18 protein-coding genes are annotated in these 22553 nt (G+C 35.3%); 12 read left to right on the top strand and 6 right to left on the bottom strand.

Annotation, left to right across the window (positions count from 1 at the left end; translation table 11 throughout):
• The first annotated feature begins 191 nt into the window (after positions 1-191).
• On the top strand, positions 192-1025 hold the full coding sequence (locus ABJF08_RS11155; protein WP_348116315.1) for a DUF3050 domain-containing protein: 834 nt from the start codon (positions 192-194) through the stop codon (positions 1023-1025).
• Between the two features lie 53 nt (positions 1026-1078).
• On the opposite strand, the gene ABJF08_RS11150 is transcribed toward ABJF08_RS11155, so the two are convergent.
• From ABJF08_RS11150 to ABJF08_RS11130, 5 genes are all read right to left on the bottom strand, one after another.
• Positions 1079-1360 (bottom strand): NifU family protein, encoded by a 282-nt coding sequence (locus ABJF08_RS11150; protein WP_348116314.1) that lies wholly within the window; start codon positions 1358-1360, stop codon positions 1079-1081.
• A gap of 2 nt (positions 1361-1362) precedes the next feature.
• Positions 1363-2502 (bottom strand): Mrp/NBP35 family ATP-binding protein, encoded by a 1140-nt coding sequence (locus ABJF08_RS11145; protein ID WP_348116313.1) that lies wholly within the window; start codon positions 2500-2502, stop codon positions 1363-1365.
• Positions 2503-2742: 240 nt separating this feature from the next.
• Positions 2743-4134, bottom strand: coding sequence for an alpha/beta fold hydrolase (locus ABJF08_RS11140; protein WP_348116312.1), 1392 nt, complete (start codon positions 4132-4134; stop codon positions 2743-2745).
• Positions 4135-4250: 116 nt separating this feature from the next.
• Entirely contained in the window at positions 4251-4544 is a 294-nt protein-coding gene (trxA, locus tag ABJF08_RS11135; protein ID WP_348116310.1) for a thioredoxin, read from the bottom strand.
• Positions 4545-4560: 16 nt separating this feature from the next.
• Positions 4561-5532, bottom strand: coding sequence for a type I phosphomannose isomerase catalytic subunit (locus ABJF08_RS11130; RefSeq protein WP_348116309.1), 972 nt, complete (start codon positions 5530-5532; stop codon positions 4561-4563).
• A 222-nt stretch (positions 5533-5754) separates the two neighbouring features.
• On the opposite strand from ABJF08_RS11130, the gene uvrC reads away from it, so the two are divergent.
• The 11 genes from uvrC to ABJF08_RS11075 all read left to right on the top strand — a co-directional run bounded on the left by uvrC (position 5755) and on the right by ABJF08_RS11075 (position 21862).
• Positions 5755-7554 carry an excinuclease ABC subunit UvrC gene (gene uvrC, locus ABJF08_RS11125; protein ID WP_348116308.1) on the top strand — a complete coding sequence of 600 codons (1800 nt, stop codon included), beginning with the start codon at positions 5755-5757 and terminating at the stop codon, positions 7552-7554.
• Positions 7541-9781 carry a patatin-like phospholipase family protein gene (locus tag ABJF08_RS11120; protein ID WP_348116305.1) on the top strand — a complete coding sequence of 747 codons (2241 nt, stop codon included), beginning with the start codon at positions 7541-7543 and terminating at the stop codon, positions 9779-9781. The genes uvrC and ABJF08_RS11120 overlap by 14 nt, the downstream gene beginning before the upstream one ends.
• A 172-nt stretch (positions 9782-9953) precedes the next feature.
• A complete protein-coding gene (locus ABJF08_RS11115) occupies positions 9954-11111 on the top strand; it encodes a homogentisate 1,2-dioxygenase (RefSeq protein WP_348116304.1) in 1158 nt (385 codons plus the stop codon).
• Between the two features lie 23 nt (positions 11112-11134).
• A complete protein-coding gene (locus tag ABJF08_RS11110; RefSeq protein ID WP_348116302.1) occupies positions 11135-11770 on the top strand; it encodes a CCC motif membrane protein in 636 nt (211 codons plus the stop codon).
• Between the two features lie 109 nt (positions 11771-11879).
• Entirely contained in the window at positions 11880-13043 is a 1164-nt protein-coding gene (gene hppD / locus ABJF08_RS11105; protein WP_348116300.1) for a 4-hydroxyphenylpyruvate dioxygenase, read from the top strand.
• A 109-nt stretch (positions 13044-13152) separates the two neighbouring features.
• Complete coding sequence (locus tag ABJF08_RS11100) at positions 13153-13932, top strand: DUF3108 domain-containing protein (RefSeq protein WP_348116317.1); 780 nt, start codon at positions 13153-13155, stop codon at positions 13930-13932.
• A 132-nt stretch (positions 13933-14064) separates the two neighbouring features.
• Complete coding sequence (locus ABJF08_RS11095; RefSeq protein ID WP_348116298.1) at positions 14065-15033, top strand: tryptophan 2,3-dioxygenase family protein; 969 nt, start codon at positions 14065-14067, stop codon at positions 15031-15033.
• Positions 15033-16283, top strand: coding sequence for a peptidoglycan DD-metalloendopeptidase family protein (locus tag ABJF08_RS11090; protein WP_348116297.1), 1251 nt, complete (start codon positions 15033-15035; stop codon positions 16281-16283). Before ABJF08_RS11095 ends, ABJF08_RS11090 begins: the two co-directional genes overlap by 1 nt.
• 64 nt (positions 16284-16347) lie before the next feature.
• The gene (gene pgi, locus ABJF08_RS11085) at positions 16348-17979 is read left to right on the top strand and encodes a glucose-6-phosphate isomerase (RefSeq protein WP_348116296.1); all 1632 of its coding nucleotides are present in this window, start codon (positions 16348-16350) and stop codon (positions 17977-17979) included.
• A gap of 117 nt (positions 17980-18096) precedes the next feature.
• A complete protein-coding gene (locus tag ABJF08_RS11080) occupies positions 18097-21336 on the top strand; it encodes a carboxypeptidase regulatory-like domain-containing protein (protein ID WP_348116295.1) in 3240 nt (1079 codons plus the stop codon).
• A gap of 91 nt (positions 21337-21427) precedes the next feature.
• Positions 21428-21862 carry a hypothetical protein gene (locus tag ABJF08_RS11075; RefSeq protein WP_104514522.1) on the top strand — a complete coding sequence of 145 codons (435 nt, stop codon included), beginning with the start codon at positions 21428-21430 and terminating at the stop codon, positions 21860-21862.
• 106 nt (positions 21863-21968) lie between these two features.
• Here the strand turns inward: ABJF08_RS11075 and ABJF08_RS11070 are convergent, their stop codons facing one another.
• A complete protein-coding gene (locus ABJF08_RS11070) occupies positions 21969-22475 on the bottom strand; it encodes a TrmH family RNA methyltransferase (RefSeq protein WP_348116292.1) in 507 nt (168 codons plus the stop codon).
• Between the last annotated feature and the right edge of the window lie 78 nt (positions 22476-22553).

The following is a 22553-nucleotide window of genomic DNA, read 5'->3' as shown; positions in this document are numbered from 1 at the left end:
CTATTCAAATGCACAAACAAAATCAATTAACAAGAAAAACATACAAATCAAAAAAATCTCAACGAAGCTAGCTTCATTGAGATTTAAATAATAAATTTAATCCTTTAATAATCTGTATCGGTTATTTAGGACTAGACAATTCGATAAAGTACACAACACTAGTTAATCCTATAACAATTTCTTTTCTGAAGATGGTTAAGATCTTTCTAGCTACTATTTTTGCAGTAGAAAACAATGCGATGGAAGCCAATTTAATTTTAAGTAAAATAAATACAGTACGTGAACAGTTACTAAGTCACCAGTTATATAACCACATCAAAAATGATGAAGATCTAAGGCTTTTTATGTCTTCACACATTTATGCGGTTTGGGATTTTATGTCTTTATTAAAAGCATTACAAAATTCGCTTACCTGCACCTCTACCCCATGGGCACCAGTAGGTAATCCTGATCTAAGATATTTAATAAATGAAATAGTTCTCGCCGAAGAGACAGATATAGATCATTTAGGAAATAGGATGAGTCATTATGAGATGTATTTAAATGCTATGCAGGCAGTAGGAATTACTGTAGATATCCCAAAAAATGAAATAGATACACTTTCGTTATCTAGTGATATCCTAGACACCATTGATAACTCACAATTATCTCTACATGTAAAACAATTTTTGTCCACTACATTTACGATTATCAACAGAGGTAAAGACCATGAAATAGCTGCAGCATTTACCTATGGAAGAGAAGATTTAATTCCAGAAATGTTTACTGAAATACTAGACGGTATCTCTACATCTACATTTGATATAGATCTAGAACCTATCAAATACTATTTTGATAGACATATAGAGCTAGATGGAGATGAACACGGACCTATGGCGCATAAAATGGTAGCTTTACTTTGTGGTGATAATCAATCAAAGTGGGAAGAAGCTATACAGGTTGCAAAAGAGGCTTTACAATCAAGAATAGAATTATTTGACGGCATTTTAGAAGAAATAAAAGAATCTGAACTAGAGCTAATTTAAACACAAAAAAAAGCCGATTCTCACGAATCGGCTTTTTTTTCATTCTATTAGAATTACAACTCTACACTATCTCGTTGTTCTTCTTTTAATTCTTGACCAGAAATATCGGTAACACTTTCTATCTGTGGGGCATGCTTTTTAATAGTAAGCTCAACACCTGACTTAAGAGTCATTTGATTTACGTGACATCCCACACAAGTACCCAATAAGCGTACTTTAACAAACTTATCATCGTCTATAGAAACTAATTCTATATCACCATTATCTCTTTGTAAAAAAGGTCTTATCTCCTCTAATCCAGCTTCAACCGCTGTTCTTAATTCTGATCCAGTCATAATTATTTATTTGCGGCGCTACAACCTGCCATAGTAGTAATTTCAATCGCCTTTGTAGGCGGTAAAGCATCATTTCTACGCACCGTTTCAGACACTACTTTTTTAGTAATCTCAATAAATGCATTTTCTATATCTGTGCCTTCTTGCATTGCTGCTGGACGCCCTACATCTCCTGCTTCTCTTATAGATTGTATTAAAGGCAACTCACCTAAAAATGGAATTTTCAAATCTTCAGCTAGGTTTCTTGCACCGTCTTTACCAAAAATATGATATTTATTTTCAGGTAAATCTGGTGGTGTAAAATAAGCCATGTTTTCAACTATACCTAAAACAGGCACATTGATACTTTCTTGTTGAAACATTGCGACACCTTTACGAGCATCGGCCAGTGCGACAGTTTGAGGTGTAGAAACTACAACAGAACCTGTTAACGGTAAAGACTGCATGATACTTAAGTGAATATCTCCTGTACCAGGTGGTAGGTCTACTACTAAAAAGTCTAAATCTCCCCATGCTGCATCAAAAATCATTTGATTTAAAGCTTTAGCAGCCATAGGTCCACGCCATACTACAGCCTGATCTGGCTGTGTAAAAAAGCCTATAGAAAGAATTTTAACACCATAGCTCTCTACTGGTTTCATTTTTGATTTACCATCAACGTTTACTGATAATGGTTTTTCATGAACGATGTCAAACATTATAGTCGCACTAGGACCATAAATATCTGCATCTAGAAGACCTACTTTAAAGCCCATTTTTGCAAGTGTGACAGCAAGATTTGCCGTTACGGTAGATTTACCTACCCCACCTTTTCCAGATGCTACTGCAATAATGTTATCTATACCAGGAATCGCTTTACCTTTTATTTCAGGTTTTTTATCTGTCGTTTCTGGCGCTTCTACTTTAAGATTTACTTTGATTTGTGCTTTTTCATAAACTTCTTTATGAATAGCCTGTAAGATAGAAACTTCTGTTTTTTTCTTAGCCTGTAAACTGTGGTTGTTGATAGTAACATCTACCACAACCTCATCACCAAAAACAAGTACATTTTTAATTGCACCACTTTCTACCATATTTTGTCCTTCTCCAGGAACCGATATGGTTTCTAGTGCTTTGAGAACATCTTTCTTTTCTATTTTCATTTTGACGTTTAGAGTATTACAAAGATAACGATCACAGCCGTTAGTTAAAACCCATTCTAAATAAAAGAGATAGATAAAAATTATTCCGCTTTCGCGAAAGCATATCATATTATCAAAATAAACCGACGCAATGTCTTAAAACCCTTTACAAGAACATCTTAAATTGATAATTACTTAAACTAAACACTATTCACTACATCCTTTATATAGAGTATGAAAACGATATAAGAAACATAGGTATTAAAATCTAGAATTGATCCAGCTGGAAATTAAGTTGAGCGTTCGAGGATCAAAGGTTTCTTCTATCTGTCCATACTCGCCAGCACTTCCTGTTTGCGCATTTTGAAACAGGTGATTAAGTCCTGTTATTTTTTTTATCGTAACGTCTTTATTTTTAGAAAGCGCCTTTTCTATACCTGATAAATTGATTTCTGGAATCACCTGATAATCAAGAGAACCATTTAAAGCTAATACCGGGCACTTCACTTTTTTTAAATTAGATTCAGGATCATAGGATAAAAAGAAACGCATCCAGTCGTCAGAAAACTGTCTACTTAGACCTGATATAACTTCATCAGTATATTTGGCTTTTGAGATATCAGGAGCATTTGCAACCATTTCCTTCATCACAGTGATAAGCTTTTTTTCTAATAGCTGAGAAGATAATTTTTCAGAATCTATTATTTTTAAAAACATAGCATCCATAAGATTTGTTTCAAAATCTAAAGTATCACCCTTTACACCTTGAAACTTAATACTTCTTTCTATTTGAGGCAATAAAACATGATATCCATCTACTCCTGGACCAGCTAGCGAGACGAAGAATGCAACGTCCTTCTTATTATCAGCGATCACCATAGGCGCAATTAAACCGCCTTCACTATGCCCTATTAAACCTATCTTCTTGTCATTAATATCATGACGTGATTTAAGATAAGAAATTGCCGCTTCTACATCTGTAGCAAAATCTTCACTTGTCGCTCCCTTTTGAGTCCCCTCAGACTGCGCTACACCACGATCATCATACCTAAGAACAGCAATGCCTTTTTTAGTCAAATGGTCTGCAAGAACTAAAAATGGCTTATGATCAAAAAGCTCTTCATTTCTATCTTGCGGTCCTGAACCAGAAATTAATATCGCAACTGCAGGGTTTTTCACCTCCTTAGGTAACGTAAGAGTTCCAGCTAGTTTTATATCGTTTGCTTTAGAGTTAGTGAATGACACCTCTTCCATTATATAAGAAAATGGGCCTTTAGGCTCTTGTGGTCTATTAGGCTTTACTTCTACATATGCTTTTTTCTCTAAAATCATCTCACCAGAACCAGCTCCTTGAGTAAAAACCCCCATGATTTTACTATCTATTAATTCTCCTTGATATTTTATTTTATAAGCATCTAGCAGCATAGTAATTTGATTACCATCTACCATTATACTATTCATAGGAACGTAAGTTTTAGACTGAGTAGGGCTTTGCATCTTTGCAACGTACTCGCCATTACTATTTGAAATTTCAAAAACCAACGGCATTCCTTGAATCGCTCCAGTCCAAGAACCGTTAAACTCCTGTGCAAAGGTGATTAATGAGAATAATAGGGTTACTACCCATAAAGCAGAATGGAAAACAGTCTTCATAAATCTAAGTTTTTAATCTATATTAAAACTAGAGTATGAAGATAGTTATTTGTTACACAAAATGTAAGAAGATTAAATAAACGATATGGTATTGAATAAACTAGCCTCCAGAATACTTAAGCTTTTTGAATCTGCGCTTTTAATTCATGTAAGGGCTGTACACCTGCAGCTTTCCATACTTGCTTACCATTTTTAAAAATCATGAAAGCTGGCACGCCTCTTATAGCAAACTTCGTCGCAAGTGCTTTGTTTTTATCTACGTCTATTTTAAGAATACGAACTTGATCACCTAAATCGTCCTTTAATTTATCTAAAACTGGCATCATGGTCTGACATGGGCCGCACCATGTTGCAAAAAAATCAATTAATACCGGTGTATCACTATTAGTTAGTTCTTTAAAGCTAGACATAAATATTTATTTTAGATTATAAGTAAACCTCGATGCATTGTGCATCTTTAGAATCTAGAGTAATTAAATCAATTCCTGCAGGTAATAAAATACACTCTCCTTGTACTAGAGAGTAATCTTCTTTTTGATAAGTCAGGGTGGCACTTCCTTTTACACACATATAAATGGTGAAAGAATTAATTTCTGACAGATCTCTTGTTAGAACACCTTTAATCTTCAAGAAATTAGTTTTGAAGTAAGGCGAATTAATCAACTTATTAGGTTGATTTTTTTTACGGCTGTAATCGGTATGGTATTGGCTTTGCAAGTCAAAATCTATCGCATCTAGCGCTAGGTCTGTATGTAGCTCTCTCGTTTTCCCAGTTCTTTCATCTTTACGATCATAATCATAAATACGATAAGTCACATCAGAGGACTGCTGGATCTCGGCAAGCATCACTCCTGCACCTATAGCATGTACTCTACCAGTAGGAATGTAAAAAGCATCTCCTGCCTTTACTTTAAACTCATTGAGAACCTCTGTAAGTGTATTGTTTTCTAAATGTTTTTGATAAGAATCTTTATCTACTTCTTCTTTAAACCCTACAGTAATAGTAGCATCTTTATAAGAAGGCATGATGTACCACATTTCATTTTTACCAAATGAATCATGTCGTTCTCTCGCTAATTCATTATTAGGATGTACCTGTATAGAAAGCGGCTTTTTTGCATCAATGAACTTAATAAGTAATGGAAACTCTCCATTATACTTTTCATACACAGACTTCCCTAAAAAGTCTTCTTTAAATCGTTCAATTAAATTATTGATAGTCGCACCAGCATAAACGCCGTTTGAGACAACGGTTTCACTATCTGGAACAGCACTTATCTCCCAAGACTCACCTATGGATTCTTGATCATACTCTTTATTAAGGCTAGTCTTCAGCTGTTCACCACCCCAAATACGGTAGTGAAAAATAGGATTGAATTTTAAGGGATAAAATTTCATTTAGTACTTTAGGGTTACTGTTGCGCAATTTAACCAAACCGAATAAATATTCCTCTGTTTTACAGCTTAGTTTAGCCTTATTGCTAAGAATATATAGTGAAAATTAAGAATACTCATGTTTATAAATGGTAGATTGTTCCGCTTTCGCGAAAGCGAGAACACCTTAAACTTCTATTAAAATATATTCAACCCAATAAGCATAATCCCTATCTTTACTGTGCTATGGAAATACCACCTTTAGAGGTTCAGATTAAAACCCTACCCTTATCACCTGGAGTTTACTTATACTTTGATAAAAAGGACAAGCTACTTTATGTAGGAAAAGCTAAAAAACTCAAGAAAAGAGTCTCCTCTTATTTTAATAAAACGCATGACAGCTATCGCATAAAAACGATGGTTAAGAACATTTATCGCATAGAGCATATTGTGGTAGAGACAGAAACTGATGCTTTATTATTAGAGAACAGCTTAATTAAAAGTCGCAATCCACGGTATAACATCATGTTGCGCGATGATAAAACTTACCCATGGCTGGTTATTAAGAAGGAACGTTTCCCAAGAGTTTTTTTAACTCGTACTATGATCAAAGATGGAAGTGAATATTATGGACCATACACTAGTGTGAGAACAGTAAGAACACTACTAGAGCTGGTTAAAACTTTATACCCTATACGCACTTGTAATTATGACTTACAACAGGATAAAATTAATGAAGGTAAATTTAAACTGTGCTTAGAATACCACATAGGTAACTGTAAAGGCCCATGTGCAGGACTGCAACATGAAGTGCAATACAACAGAAGTATAGAGGCTATAAGAGGCATCGTAAAAGGAGATTTTAAAGAAGCTGTACGTTACTTTACTGACTTGATGCAGGAGCACGCTGCAAATATGGAATTTGAAGAGGCGCAACAACTCAAAGAAAAACTAGAAATACTAACTAGATATCAAGCAAAATCTACAGTAGTAAATCCTAATATTTCTAATGTAGATATTTTTACCATAGTAAGCGATGAAGCCGCAGGATATGTAAACTATTTACAGATTAATCATGGTGCGATTACACGCTCTCACACCATGGAACTTAAAAAGCAACTGGACGAAGATGATAAACATTTACTAGAATTAGCGATAGTAGAGTTGCGCCATAGATTTGACTCTCAATCGACCGAGATCTACACACAGTTTGATGTAGATGTAGGTGAGAAAGCAAAAATCACTATCCCTAAGTTAGGAGATAAAAAACGTGTTGTGGACCTTTCAGAGCGCAATGCAAAGTTTTTTAGGCAAGAACAGTTTAAGACTATTAAAATAGTAGACCCTGACAGACATGTTAATAGATTAATGGCACAAATGAAAGCCGATTTAAGACTAGGTGAAGAACCTAGACACATGGAATGTTTTGACAACTCAAATATTCAAGGAACTAACCCTGTTGCTGCTTGTGTGGTTTTTAAAAATGGAAAACCTAGTAAAAAAGATTATAGAAATTTCAATATAAAAACAGTAGAAGGACCAGACGACTTTGCTAGTATGGAAGAAGTCGTTTATCGACGTTATAGAAGACTGCTAGAAGAAGACCAGCCATTACCGCAACTAGTCATAGTAGACGGCGGTAAAGGACAGTTATCAAGTGGTGTTACTGCACTAGAACGACTAGGTTTAAGAGGTAAAATACCCATAATCGGTATAGCAAAAAGACTAGAAGAACTATTTTATCCTAACGATCCTGTACCTTTATATCTAGATAAACGATCTGAAACCCTAAAGGTTATTCAACAAATGCGTAATGAGGCGCACCGTTTCGGTATCACTCATCATAGAAACAAACGAAGCAAACAAGCTATAGAAACTGAGCTAGATGAAATAGTTGGTATAGGAGAAAAAACGGTTGTTGAATTATTAAAACACTTTAGGAGTGTAAAACGCGTTAAGAATGCTACAAAGAAAGAACTTACAGAAATAGTAGGGGTTTCTAAAGCTCAAAAGATAATAGACTTTTATAAAAATGAAGAAGAATAGGCTTTTATTATTTTTTATTGTTCTCGCTTTCGCGAAAGCGGACTTCACACTAGCACAGGAAAAAGAAAACAATTCTCGACCTAAGATAGGACTTGTTTTATCTGGTGGTGGCGCAAAAGGTCTAGCACATATAGGAACGCTTAAAATAATAGATTCTCTAGGTATAAAAATAGACCACATAGCAGGTACGAGCATGGGCGCCATAGTTGGGTCTTTGTACGCATCTGGTTATACAGGTAAACAGTTGGATTCTATTTTCAAAACTATAGATTTTGATAAAATCATATCTGACGACATACCTCGCAAATCAAAGACATTTTACGAGCGTAGAAATACTGAAAGATATGCGGTAACCTTACCTTTCAAAGATTTTAAAGTACAATTACCTTCTTCTTTAAGTAAAGGGCAAAATATTTATGACCTTCTATCCAGGTTGCTTGCCCATGTAAAGGATGTTGACGACTTTAATGAATTACCTATTCCTTTTTTATGCATCGCTACAGAAATCACCACAGGAGAAGAAATCGTTTTAGACAGCGGCTATTTACCTAAAGCAGTAAATGCAAGTGGTGCGCTACCATCACTCTTTGCTCCTGTTGAAATAGATGGCAGACTTCTTATAGATGGTGGTGTAATAGACAACTATCCCATAGAAAAATTAAAAGCAAAAGGTGTTGATATCATTATAGGTGTAGACGTACAAGACGATTTAAAATCTAGAGAAGAACTTAGTGGTGCTTTAGATATATTATCTCAAATCAACAATTTCCGCACCATTAATGCGATGAAATATAAAGCTCCAAAAACCGACGTTTATATCGCGCCAGATATTAATGATTTTAACGTCGTGTCTTTTGACTTAGGAGAAGAAATTATTAAAAAAGGTGAACAAGCCGGCAGGGCCAAAATAGATCAACTCAAAGAGCTTGCAGTAGATGACTATATAAAACCCAATTTAAAAAATATAATAGGCGATAGCATATATCTTAATAGAATCAATGTAAATGGAAATCAAAATTACACCAGAGCATTTGTAGTAGGTAGATTTAAAGTAAACACACCTGGTAAAGTGGCCTACACTGATTTAAATACCGGAATTCAAAACCTCCAGGCTACAGATAATTTTGCTAAGATTAATTATGAGATTATCAATGACGATAAAGGTGCTACTCTAGAAATAGATCTAGTAGAAAATGAAGTGCGTAATTATCTAAGATTAGGACTACATTATGATGAATTAACGCGCAGTGCGGCATTACTCAATCTGTCTAGAAAAAAAGTGATTTTTGATAACGACATAGTATCAGTAGATTTTATAGTGGGCGATAATTTGAGATATAACTTTGACTATTACATAGACAAAGGTCGTTACTGGTCGATAGGATTGCACAGTGAGTTTATGAGATTTCAAAAAGATGCTAATGCTACATTTATTGAAGACGCAGCTAACTTTGGTCCATTAGGAGTTAATAGTCTTGAGGTAAAATATAGAGACTGGACACAGCAAGTTTTCTTACAAACGAGACTTAATAGATCTGCAAATTTAATGGTAGGTGCCGAGGTTAAGACGCTTAACATCTTTACAGAAACCTTAATCACCACAGATCCAAATGATGATGATGTTACTGATTTTACAGACGGCACTCGAGGCAGTCTTTATGGAAAAGTACTGGTCGATTCTTATGATAATGCACAATTTCCATCAAGTGGCTGGAAGATTGATGGAGACTTCCATCTTTATCTATTTAATTCTGAATACAAAGAACGCTTTAAAGAATTTTCTATCGCCCAATTACAGATAGGTCATGCGCGCAATTTTGGTAATCTTACTTTGCGTGGTAACGCACATATAGGTATTACCATAGGTGATACTAACGACTCTTCTATGGACTTTTTTCTAGGAGGTTATGGATCGCGTAGAATTAACAATCTAATTCCATTTTATGGATACGACTTTCTAAGCATTAGTGGTGGCACCATGATGAAATTGCTACTAGAGGCAGATTATGAAGTCTTCAAAAAGAATCACATCATATTCAGCGCAAACATTGCAAATGCTCAAGATGATTTATTTGAACAAAACAACTGGTTTAGCGAGGCTAGATATACGGGATATGCCATAGGTTACGGATTAGAATCTTTCCTAGGTCCTCTAGAAATAAAATACAGCTTCTCTCCACAACAAGATGATGGACAAGTCTTTGTTAACCTAGGATTTAAATTTTAGAAACACTGAAAAGAATCTTTTATTTACCAAATATATTCAAGGCAAAGAGCCGACTAACACAAGTTCAAACTTCTGAATATCAATAAACAAACTATTTAAAAGTTAAATAATCTAGTTTATTCATGGAATGGTCTGAGGAATTTACGAAATTTGAGAGATTTAACTTTTAACTATGCCTTTCTACCACAAATTGGGTAAAATACCACCCAAAAGACACACACAATTTAGAAAACCTGACGGTTCTCTATATTCAGAACAGCTTTTTGGAACTATAGGTTTTGATGGTATGTCTACAAATTCTTATCACGAATACAGACCTACTATGGTTAAAGAGATAAGGAATCAATACAGTGTAAAGCCAGAAATAGCACTAGCTAATCATATTAAATCTTATCGACTAAAAGGTTTTAAAATACAACCTGAAGCAGATTATCTAGAAAGCCGCAAGACCGTATTAATTAATAGCGATGTTGCTATAATTCTAGCAGGACCACAAGACGCTACACAAGACTATTTTTATAAAAACAGCGATGCAGACGAATTGCTATTTGTGCATCGTGGTACCGGAACGTTAAGAACTCATTTAGGAAATCTAGAATTTAAATATGGAGATTACCTTTTAATACCTCGTGGTGTTATTTATAAAATTGATTTTGACACTACAGACAATAGGCTATTCATTGTAGAAAGTAGACGACCTATTTATACACCTAAAAGATACAGAAACTACTTCGGTCAGTTGTTAGAACACTCTCCTTTTTGTGAGCGTGACTTGCGAAGACCAGAAACATTAGAAACCCACAATGAGAAAGGCGAGTTTTTAATTAAAGTAAAAAAGCAAGACGATATTTTTGATATGGTCTATGCTTCACATCCATTTGATGTGGTGGGTTATGATGGGTATAATTACCCTTATGCTTTTTCCATTCATGATTTTGAACCTATAACCGGACGTATTCACCAGCCACCACCAGTACACCAGACATTTGAAACAGATGCCTTTGTAGTATGTAGTTTTGTCCCTAGACTTTATGACTACCATCCTAACAGTATTCCGGCACCATATAATCATAGTAATATAGATAGCGACGAGGTTCTCTACTATGTAGATGGAGATTTTATGAGCCGTAATGATATAGAGGCTGGTCATATAAGCTTGCATCCAGCAGGTATTCCTCACGGTCCACATCCTGGAACAGTAGAAAAAAGTATTGGAAAGACTAAAACAGAAGAACTAGCTGTTATGGTAGATACCTTTAAACCATTAATGGTAACTAAAGAAGGACTGGAAATTGCTGATGATAGTTATCACAAAAGCTGGTTAGATTAATTAATATTGTAAAAAAAATAACGTTGGAACAGAACAACCCTAATTACACTAATCAGCCGCAGCATTCTAATAACTTTGATCAGCAGCAGCAACAATTTCAAAATCAGAATCAAAACCAAGGAAATTATCAATTTCCCTATCAAGGTGAAAAATTATCTGGTGACCCTAGCTCTATTACATTAGGTATTATTTCCTTAGTACTTTTCTTTATCGGATGTTGGTGTTATGGACTGGTAGCCATTATCACTTTAATATTGAGTATCATAGGTTTGATTATCGCTAACAGAAGCTTAAAAACTTACAAATCTGACCCTAGTAAGTACAGCCAGAGTTCTTTTAAAAGTGTCAATATTGGTAGAATAATCAATATAGTAGGTGTAGCTATTTCAGGTTTAGTTTGTTTAGTGCTGTTAATTGTTGCTTTATTTTTTGGTAGTCTTTTAATGGCGGCGGTAAATGGAGAACTAGACAGTCTAGATGACTTAGATCAATATAATAATGAATCTTATTATGATGACGACTATGAAGATTCTACAGAAGATGAGGATTGGCAATATTATGAAGAAGAAGAATTAGATTCTCTTGAACAGAAAAACGATTCTCTCTTAGAGAATAACGAGATTATTATTGAGGAAATAATAGAAGAAACAGAAGGATAATGATTGCAAAAAGAATAGATATAACTCCTCATTTGAGGGCCATGTGGTAATAAAGGTTAGCCCAACACCACCGACATTACAATTTATTTATACTTTTTAAACAACTATTATGGCAGCTGAAATCAAAAACTTAAAAGACTTACAAAACACTGAATATTCACTCAAAAAACTTTTCAAAGAGGCTGAAGACTTCCTTCCGCTTTTAGGAACAGATTATGTAGAATTATATGTAGGTAACGCAAAACAAAGCGCACATTTCTATAAAACAGCATTTGGATTTCAGTCTGAAGCTTATGCTGGATTAGAAACCGGACTTAAGGATCGTGTTTCTTATGTTTTAAAACAAGGCAAAATAAGACTTGTACTTACTACTCCTCTTCAAAAAGGCGGAGAACTCAATGAACACATCAACGTCCATGGAGATGGGGTAAAAGTTGTTGCTCTGTGGGTGGAAGACGCTAGAAAAGCATTTGAAGAAACTACTAAAAGAGGTGCAAAACCATATTTAGAACCTGTTGTAGAAAAAGATGAACACGGTGAAATCGTAAAATCTGGTATCTACACTTATGGAGAAACGGTCCATATGTTTATAGAGCGCAAAAACTACAACGGTTTATTTTTACCTGGTTTTCAAAAATGGGAATCTCATTATAATCCAGAACCAGTAGGTCTTAAATTTATAGACCACATGGTAGGAAATGTAGGCTGGGACGAGATGAATACTTGGTGTAAATTCTATGGAGAAGTAATGGGCTTTGCTCAAATTATTTCATTTGCAGACGATGACATCGCTACAGACTATACAGCTCTTATGAGTAAAGTAATGAGCAACGGTAATGGTAGAGTAAAATTCCCTATCAACGAACCTGCAAAAGGAAAGAAAAAATCTCAAATTGAAGAATACTTAGACTTCTATAACGGTCCTGGTGTACAACACATAGCTGTCGCTACAGATGACATAGTTGCTACCGTAAGCGCAATGCGAGAGAGAGGCGTAGAATTCCTTTACGTACCAGATGAATACTATGACGATCTAACAGAACGTGTAGGAGAGATAGACGAAGATGTAGAGGTGTTGAAAAAACACGGTATTCTTATAGATAGAGATGAAGAAGGCTATTTGTTACAATTATTCACAAAAACGGTAGTTGATAGGCCGACCATGTTTATAGAAGTAATACAGCGCAAAGGAGCTCAATCCTTTGGTGTAGGAAACTTTAAAGCATTATTTGAAGCAATAGAAAGAGAACAAGCATTACGCGGTACTTTATAATTTACTGATAACGATACAGTTGTCAGTTTGGAATAGACTTTGCATTTAAAAAATCGTGATGCTTTATTCACGATCAATTTTTATAGATATGAAAAAGATTATTTTTTTAATGATAGCTGTATTTGTAACTACTACAGCCTTTACTCCAGGAGTAGAATCTATCGGTATAGAACAGCAGGCCTTTGAAGATGGTGAATGGTTCAAATTTAGAATTCATTACGGCGTCTTCAATGCCAGCTACGCCGAAATGAAAATAGACAAAGCTCGATTAAAAGGTAAGCCAGTCTATCACATAAAAGGTAAAGGAAAATCTACCGGACTCTTACACCTTTTCTTTAAAGTAGATGATAAGTATGAAACCTACATAGATCGTGAAACCGTAAAACCATATCGTTTCATTCGTAAAATAGATGAAGGCGGACACACTAAAAATATCCAAATAGACTTTGATCATGAAGCAGGAACTGCCATGGTTAACGATAAAAAGCACAATGAAAAAACTACCGTAGATATTGAACCATCTACACAAGACATGATGAGTGCCTTCTACCACTTGAGAAATATGGTAGATATAAAAACTATTAAAGCTGGTGACGAGTTTACTCTACCTATGTTTTTTGATAAAGAAAACTTTGACTTTAAACTTAAATATCTAGGTGAAGAAGTGCTTAAAACTAAATTTGGTAAAGTAGCTTCTTTAAAATTTAGACCATATGTACAGTCTGGACGTGTATTTAAAGAAGAAGAAAGTCTAACCGTATGGATATCAAAAGACGAAAACAAAATGCCTTTAAAAATTAAAGCAAAACTTGCTGTAGGTTCTCTTACCGCAGACTTAGAAGCTTTCAAAGGTTTGAAACACTCTTTTCACATTATTGCAGATGATTAAGAGTTTCATCGTTATTGAAATATTTCAAGAATTAATCTCTTAATTTAATAAATTAAGATAAAGTCTGTGCCTCGTAAAATTGATAGAAACCTGAAGGTTGATTACTTTTGCTTGTCATTTTAAATGAACTACATGTCTCAAGAAATCAGCCCAGAAATAGCGCAGCGCATTAAATTACTAGAAGATAAGTTTAAAAATTCCGGTCAGGACATGCTCTCCTACTTAGATGGTTTACTTTATGACAGATTTACGACCTACTGGGATTATATACGATTAGACACTTTACTTAGTCTACAAGTACCATCCACAGATTTTCCTGATGAGATGATTTTCATCGGTTACCATCAAATTACCGAACTTTATTTTAAGCTCATCATACATGAGCAAACTCAAATTATAGAAAGTGAGCAATTAACTGGTAAGTTTTTTGAAGAGAAAATATTGCGTATTAATAGATACTTTACCGTACTAATCAACTCTTTTGAGGTAATGATTAAAGGTATGGAACGCGAGCAATTCTTAAAATTTAGAATGTCCCTACTTCCTGCTAGTGGTTTTCAAAGCGCACAATTCAGGATGATAGAATTTCACAGTAGTGATTTAATAAATCTAGTTCACCCTTCTGTTAGGTCCCGCTTTCGCGAAAGCGAGAACGACAACACCATTGAAGATCTATTTGAGAACATCTATTGGAAAAAAGGTGGTATAGATATGAATACGGGAGAAAAAACGCTCACACTAAAACAGTTTGAAAAACGTTACACTCCTAGGTTTTTGAGAATAGCAAATGAAGTAGAACACACAAATCTCAATCAGCGCTACTTATCCTTACCAGAAGAAGAAAAAACACCAGAGCTTCAAAAAGCATTACGACTTTTAGATCAAAATGCAAATATCAATTGGCTACTTATGCACATGGGCGCTGCACATAGGTATTTGAGAAAAGAAGGAAAAGCTGTAAAAGCGACAGGAGGCACTAACTGGAAAGAATTTTTACCGCCTAGTTTTCAGAAAATATCTTACTTCCCTACTTTATGGACGCAAGAAGAACACGAGAACTGGGGTAAACAATGGGTTGATCACGTATTAAACACAAAGTAATGATGAAAAAATATTTCATCGCTGGTATGTTACTAGCACTAGGCTTTACATCATGTAAAGAAGACGTAGAAACTATCGAAGAAGCTCAAGAGCCTACACCTGTGGTTGTTGAACCTAAAATGAAGTATGGTTATGATCTTAATGATTTTGAACTAGTAGCTGACACAGTAGTTAGTGGCGCAACATTCAATGATTTAATCTCAGATCATATAGTCGAAGGTCAAAGCGCCTATAAAACCGCAAACAGACTTAATGAAGTCTATGACCTACGTAGAATACAAGCTGGAAAACCCTTTAAAATCTTAAAGAGAAAAGATAGCATAGGTACACCAGAGGCGTTTATTTATGAACCTTCAAAGTTAGATTATGTAGTTGTTCATTTTAATGACACTCTCGCTGCTTATAAAGATAAACATCCTATTTCTTACAAAAGAAAAACAGCAAGTGGCATTATTAACTCGACACTATCTGAGGCTATGGCCGAAGAAGGTCTAGGATTAAGTGCCATTTATGAATTATCTGATATTTACAAATGGTCTATTGACTTCTTTAAACTTCAAAAAGGAGATCGTTTTAAAATGATCTATCAAGAACGTTACATCAACGACTCCATATATGCAGGAATAGAATCTATAGAAGCAGCCGTATTTGAGACAGATGAAACTCCTTTCTACGCATTTGACTATGTAACCGATTCTATCACAGGAATGAGTGATTATTATGATGATAACGGAAAGACTTTGAGAAGTTTTTTCTTAAAAGCTCCTGTAAACTACTCTAGAATATCATCTAGATTTACTAAAAGAAGATTTCATCCAGTCCAAAAAAGGTGGAAAGCACACAAAGGAACAGATTATGCAGCTGCATATGGAACGCCTATCGTTGCTACTGCAAACGGTATAGTAACCAAGTCCTCTTATACTGGAGGTAACGGTAATTATGTAAAAATCAAACATAACGGCACGTATTCTACCCAATATTTACACATGACTAAGCGTAAAGTAAAAGTCGGGCAGCGTGTAAAACAAGGCCAGGTAATAGGTACCGTAGGTAGTACCGGACTTGCCACTGGACCTCATGTTTGTTACAGGTTTTGGGTAAATGGAAAACAAGTAGATCCTTATAAACAGAATCTACCTAGTGCAGATCCTCTTCCAGAAGAAGCCATGGAAACCTACATGGAATTTATCGCTCCTTTAAAAATAGAAATAGACCAACTTCCTTTTAAGGAAATGGATCCTGTACTATAGCACCAAGTACAACAGCAGACAAACTCTACTGATTAATTATTCCTTTTTTAAAATCTATAAGATTATGAAAAACATCAACCCTACTTCTACTGCTGCATGGCAAGCACTTCTAGATCATTATAAAACTGCAAAAAGTTTAAACCTAAAAGAAGCTTTTCAAAACAATAAAAATCGTGCAGAAGAATTGACTCTACAGGTTGATGATTTTTATGTAGATCTTTCTAAAAACTTAATTACCAGAGAAACACAAGGTAAACTAGTCGATCTAGCAAATCAATGCCGACTGAGCGACGCGATTGATTCGTATTTTGGTGGAGAAAAAATAAATGCGACAGAAAATCGTTCGGTATTACACACTGCGTTAAGGACTACTGACACTTACTCACCTGTCGCAGATAATGTTATCGCTGCAATAGCGAGTAAAAAAAAGATGTTTGCTTTTGTAGATGCTGTAAATAAAGGTACGATCACTGCAGCAAGCGGTCAGAAATTTGATACCGTAGTTAACATAGGAATAGGTGGTAGCGACTTAGGTCCGGTCATGATTTATGAAGCTATGCAAGCTTATAAAAATGACCTTACATTACATTTTGTTTCTAACGTAGAAGGTGATCATGTAGAAGAAGTTTTAAAGAAAGTTAATCCAGAAACGACGCTTTTTGTTATTGTTTCAAAGTCTTTTGGAACGCAAGAAACCCTTACTAACTCCACAACCATTAGAAACTGGTTTAAAGAAAAAGTAAATCCAGAAGCAGTCGCAAAACATTTCATTGCAGTAAGTAGTAATGTGCAGCGCGCTGTAGATTTTGGGATCGATCAAGCAAACATTTTCCCGATGTTTGACTGGGTAGGTGGACGCTTTTCTCTATGGAGCACGGTAGGAATGAGCGTTGCATTAGGCATAGGCTCTAAGAATTTTCAAGGATTACTCGATGGTGCACAAGAAATGGACGCACATTTTAAGAATACTTCTTTTGATAAAAATATTCCAGTGCAATTGGCTTTATTGACCATTTGGTATAACAACTTTTATAAAGCACAAAGTGAAGCGATTATTCCATACACACAATACCTACATAGACTTCCAGCTTATTTACAGCAAGCTATTATGGAAAGTAATGGTAAAAGTGTAGATCGCAATGGAGATCGAGTTACTTATGAAACTGGTAATATCGTTTGGGGAGAACCTGGAACTAATTCACAACATGCCTTTTTTCAATTAATACATCAAGGAACAAAATTAATTCCTGCTCAGTTTATCGCTTTCGCGAAAGCGAAATACAACCAACCAGATCATCACAACAAGCTTATGGCAAATTTCTTTGCACAAACAGAGGCGTTGATGAATGGTAAAACTGAAGAAGAAGTATTACAAGATCATGCTGAATCAGGAAAATCTAAATCTGAAATAGAAAAGTTGCTTCCTTTTCAAGTTTTTGAAGGTAATAAACCTACTACCACTATCCTTATAGATGAACTTACCCCAAAAAGTTTAGGTAAACTAGTGGCCATGTATGAACACAAAATTTTTACCGAAGGTGTGATATGGAACATCTATAGTTATGATCAATGGGGTGTACAATTAGGTAAGGTACTAGCAGACGCTATTTTAACAGACATAAAAAGTTCTAAATCTGATGGCCATGACAGCAGTACGAACTCACTTTTAAAAAGATTTTATTCCCATAATAAATAAAAATCTGTTTTTCAGTTAATTAACGTTAACAAGTGTTTCACTTCTTAATGTTAGCTTAATATTGGATTAATGATTTGCGACGTACTTTTGCAAAATCAAACTAAATCTAATTCTGAAATGAACAGAACATTACACTTTTTATTTGCAATCGGGCTTTTCTTAAGTTCTATGGCAGTTAGTGCACAGGTTACTACCTCAAGCATTAATGGTCGTATCATGGAAACTATAGACGCTGCTCAAGAGCCTCTTTTAGGAGCTACCATAGTCGCAGTACATGGTCCTACAGGAACTAATTATGGTACTTCTACAGACATAGACGGTTACTATCGTATTTCTAACATGCGTGTAGGTGGTCCTTACACGATTACCATTTCTTACGTAGGTAAGACAGAAGAAAAATTAGAAAACATTTTTCTACAATTAGGTCAGTCTGAGAAAATTAGTATTTCTATGACAGACGAGTCTAATTCTTTAGACGCTATTACTATTAATGCTGTTAGAGACGGTGTTTTTGATTCTGGTAAAACAGGAACTGAAACTAACATCTCACAACGTGAAATTAACACTATGCCTTCTGTAACAAGAGGAATTGGTGATTTCTTAAGAAAAACTCCACAAGCTACTGTTTCTGAAGGTGGTGCTATTTCTATCGCTGGTCAGAACAACCGTTACAACTCTATCTTTGTGGATGGTGCTGTAAACAATGATGTTTTTGGTCTTGCAGGATCTGGTACTAACGGTGGACAGATAGGTGTTAACCCTATCTCTATCGATGCTATCGAGTCTTTTCAAGTAAACGTTGCTCCTTTTGATGTACGCCAGTCTGGTTTTACAGGTGGTGCAATTAACGCAATTACTCGTTCTGGTACTAATGAAGTAAAAGGAAGTGCTTATTTCTACACTCGTAATGAAAAACTAGCTGGTAAAACCCCAGTAGGTATCAGTGAAGATAACCGTGAAAGATTAGATGCATTTACTGCAAACCTTTATGGTGCACGTGTAGGTGGTCCAATTATCAAGGATAAATTATTCTTCTTTGTAAACGCAGAAGTACAGAGAGAAGAAGAGCCTAGACCATTTGACCCTAGCACATATAATGGAGATAGCAGCATTGCTGACATCAACACATTAAGAGACAACTTAATCAACACATTTGGTTATAATCCTGGTGGATATGAAAACACAATCACAGAGCTTAACAGTGAGAAATTCACTATCAAGTTAGATTATAACATTAATGATAAGAATACAATTACTGCAAAGCACAACTACGTAAACGGTGAGTCTATCTCTCCTAGTCAAAGTAGTAACAGATCTATCAACTTTGCAGATGCAGGAATCTTTTTCCCATCTACAACTAACTTTTCTACATTAGAATGGAATACTACTAACGGTAGAAACCTATCTAACAACTTAATCGTAAGCTATACTAAAGTAAGTGATGACCGTAATCCTATCGGAAATCCTTTCCCAAGAGTTAGTATTAATGATGGTGATGGTTCTATCACATTCGGTTCTGAAGCTTTTTCTACTGCAAACATTCTTGAGCAGAAAATCTTTACAGTAACTAACAACTTTGAGGTTTCTAAAGGAGCTCACAACATGACTTTCGGTGGTAACTTTGAGCATTATGATATGAGAAACGTATTTGTAAGACAAAATTATGGTCAATACAGTTTCAACAGTCTTGCAGAATTCAACACATACTTCGATAACGATCCAACTAACGATGTTGCTGCAGATTCTTATTTCCACTCTTATTCTTTATTAGATCCTGCAGGAACTACTGGTGATGACATCCAAGATGCAGCTGCTGCATTTACATATTCTCAATTAGGTATCTATGCTCAAGATCAGTGGAGTTTAACAGATAACTTCAAGTTAACTTATGGTGTACGTTTTGACGTTCCTTTCTTTGAAGATGGACAAGCTAACGATGACTTTAACACAAGAAGTGTTGCATTACTAGAAGCAGAAGGTAAAGATTTACTAGGTGCTCGTGTAGGTAAAGGAATTAAAAGTCAGATACATGTTTCTCCACGTGCAGGTTTCAACTGGGACGTAAATGGTGATAGAAGAACTCAAATCCGTGGTGGTTTAGGAATCTTTACTTCACGTATTCCTCTAGTATGGCCAGGTGGTGCTTATAACAACAACGGTATCGCTGTTGGTGAAGCTGCTGCTTTCGGTAGCCAAAACTTTGTTGCAGATCCTTTCAACCAACCATTAAACGGTTCTCCTGCTCCAGGAAGTGGCGCAAATGGTGGTCAAATAGATATCTTCACTCCAGACTTCAAATTGCCGCAAGTAATGAAATACAACATTGGTATAGATCAAAAAACAGATATCTGGGGATTAATTGTAAGTGCAGATTTCTTGTACAACGATAACATCAACAATGTTTTCTATCAAAACTTGAACTTAAGAGATGCAACTGAATTCTTAAATAATGAAGACGGACGTCCATTCTATGATCGTGGTGATGAAATAGATGATACTTACACTAGAATTATCTTAGGTAGTAACACAAATGAAGGTTGGTCTTACAACGGTACATTTAGTATTACTAAGCCATTCCAAAACGGTTTTGGAGGTCAGGTTTCTTATTCTTACGGACAAGGTAAATCTATCTTTGAGGGAACTTCTTCTCAAAACAGTTCTCAATGGAGAAATATAGTTACTGCAGACGGTAAGAACAATGCTGGTATCGGTAACTCTGCATTTGCAGTAGGACACAGAGTGTCTGCAAACGCATCTTATGAGTTAAACTGGACTGAAAACATAAAAACCACATTCGGTATCTTCTATAATGGACAACAAGGTGGTGCTTTAAGTTATACGTATCAGGGTAGAGATTTACTTAATGATGACTCAACTGATGGTGCCTTATTTTACATACCAAGAAACGCAAGTGAAATTAACTTAGTAGATAATAATGGTGTTACTGCTGCTGACCAATGGACAGCTTTAGATGCTTTTATTGAAAGTAATGATTACTTAAGTGAACGTCGTGGTGAGTATGCTGAGCGTAACGGAGATCGTGGACCATGGAATCACATTGTTGATTTAAAGGTTCTACAAGATTTTAGTCTTGACATCAATGATAAGAAACACACATTCCAGTTGTCTCTAGATATCTTTAACTTCTTCAACTTCTTGAATAAAGATTGGGGTGAGCAAAAATTTGTTACCAACAGCTTTGGTAATGTAGGTATCGTAGAAGTAGAAAGTAATGGTGTTGACCCTGAGTTCTCATTCAACCCTAACTTTGCAGAAGGTTTTGAAACTATCGATGACGCAGGTACTCGTTCTTCAAGATGGCAAATGCAGGTAGGTCTTAGATATATCTTTAACTAAGAAATACTTTTTACCATATATTACAAGAACCCTACTCAAAACGAGTAGGGTTCTTTGTTTTTGAATTATTTTTGAATCAAATTATTAAATTATGTATAGCATTTTAAAATCTGCTCACTCTGGTTGGGCGTATCTACTAATCTTAGTATTGGCCATCGCAACTATTAATGCCATAATCGGTTTTGCAGGTAAAAAAGAATTTGGGAATAAAGACTTTAGTCTAGCACTAGTAGGACTTATCGTTACACACATTCAACTTTTATTAGGACTTGCTCTTTGGGCATTCTCTCCGTACTCTAGTATGCTATTTAGCGATACATCTACTGTAATGAGTACTCCAGAGATAAGATTACTAGCTCTAGAACATCCTTTAATGATGATCATCGCTGTTGCCTTGCTAACTGTAGGATACTCTAAACACAAAAAGAAAATCGTTAGTAATGGTAAATTTAAAGTACTAGCTATATTTTATACCCTAGCATTTTTAGTAGTTCTTTCTAGACTACCATGGAAACAATGGATGTAGATTGTAATAATCTCGCTTTCGCGAAAGCGTAACTAAACAAAAACGCCTCGATCTATTTACTGATCGAGGCGTTTTTATATTTAAGTAAACCGGAGTAACCAGATTTCTATTTATCTGAAAGCTGATTGGTAACCTCATATAATGAAATAGCGAGACTGTGTATCACATTCATACTCGAGTTCCTACCGAACATAGGTATGGACACCGTGTAATCTAGTAAGTCCACGTTTTCTATACCATGACGTTCACTACCCAAAAGCAATACGATTTTATCATGATTCTTAAAATCGAACTTTTGAATAGCAACACTTTTATCGGTAATCTCGATTCCTATAATCGTGTTACCGTCTTTCTTTAATTTATTTATTAAAGCTGTAAAATTATCGTAAGTATCATAATCGATTTGGGCAGCAGTGTTTCTAGCCGTTTTTTTAACCACTCTATTTGCTATGGTAGGCGAGTCTTCATGAAAGTATATTTTCTCTACCCCAAAACTCTCTGATATACGGAAACACATCCCTATATTTTCTGGTGTTCTAATCGCGTCACAAACTATGGTTATAGGAAATTGCTTCTGCTGGTTTTCTATGTCGTAATGGGTAAGTTGTTTCAAATTTTATCTCTCTAATTGTAAAAATTAATATATGGTATCTTGATTTTCATAACGACAGTATTAATTGTGCCTTTATCA

The organism is Nonlabens sp., from assembly GCF_039941875.1.
Taxonomy (GTDB): Bacteria; Bacteroidota; Bacteroidia; order Flavobacteriales; family Flavobacteriaceae; genus Nonlabens.
The sequence above is the reverse complement of the archived record's forward strand: the minus strand, read 5'-3'. Positions and strand labels throughout refer to the sequence as shown.